The sequence below is a fragment of the Vibrio nereis NBRC 15637 genome (genome assembly GCF_001591105.1).
GTDB lineage: Bacteria > Pseudomonadota > Gammaproteobacteria > Enterobacterales > Vibrionaceae > Vibrio > Vibrio nereis.
On sequence record NZ_BCUD01000051.1, the window covers coordinates 1 to 964 of the forward strand.

Annotated in this window: 1 pseudogene; it reads right to left on the minus strand. The window is 43.7% G+C overall.

Annotated elements, in window-relative coordinates:
• Positions 1–945 (minus strand): annotated as a pseudogene (locus VNE01S_RS19675) (ISAs1 family transposase); the annotation flags it as partial.
• Positions 946–964: the final 19 nt, after the last annotated feature.

Consider the following 964-nt stretch of genomic DNA (forward strand, 5'->3'; position numbering starts at 1 on the left):
AAGCATGATGCGACAGTCATCTTCTCTCATCACTGAATCTAACCACCAGTGCATACTTTCTATCTGCCAATGTCCACGACAAAGCTGACCAAACTCTTCCGGTGTCAAAGCTTTTGATGAGATAAAGTAACGTATACCTAAGGTGCCCGCTACCTCATCTCCCTCTTGCTTGTAAGTCATCGCAATACACAGGCTTTTAAGCTCACTCCAGTCAACCGCAAAGTCACCAAACTCTTCTGTAAATGGCACTACGGTATAAGTACGAACCGTCCGCCTGCCTATTTGGCCTGACTCCTCTAACTCTATACTGTGAGCTTCTTATTCCGACATTTTTGAGAAAGGAAAGTGCTCTTGAAACAGTGCATGTAAGGCTTTCTGGTTCTCTTTGACCGCTAGCAAGTAATCACCACCTCGCTCGGTGATCTGCTTAGCTATACTGCGTTGGCATCCCATTGCATCTAAACTAATCACCTTATTTTTCACTGCGATAAGCTTTAACAACTCTGGAATAGCCGTAATTTCATTACTTTTACTGTCCGTTTTGACTTGCCCTAGAACCAGTCGAGAGTCGATAGAGTAGGCGTTCACCATTTGCACTAAGCACTTGTTTTTACTCTTATCATAGGTGCCGCGAAGCGCTTTACCATCAATAGCAATATGATGATCCGCCAGCTCATGCTCTTTGCGTACCTCGTTGCACCAACGAGTAAAACACAGTGAAAACTCATCAGGGTCAATTAAAGAAACAATTCTAGCCAAGGTATCATGACTTGGAACACCATTGACGAAGCCGCCGTATTGACGAAACCACTCTATATTCAGATGACCGAATTATTCTATATCGTCCCATGTTTTATAGCCACACAGCACAGACACCACCACCTGGAATAGAACTTCAAAGAAGTCATAACTCACCTTTTTTGACTGACGAGGGTCACTCAACATGCTAAATGGCTCTCTAAGT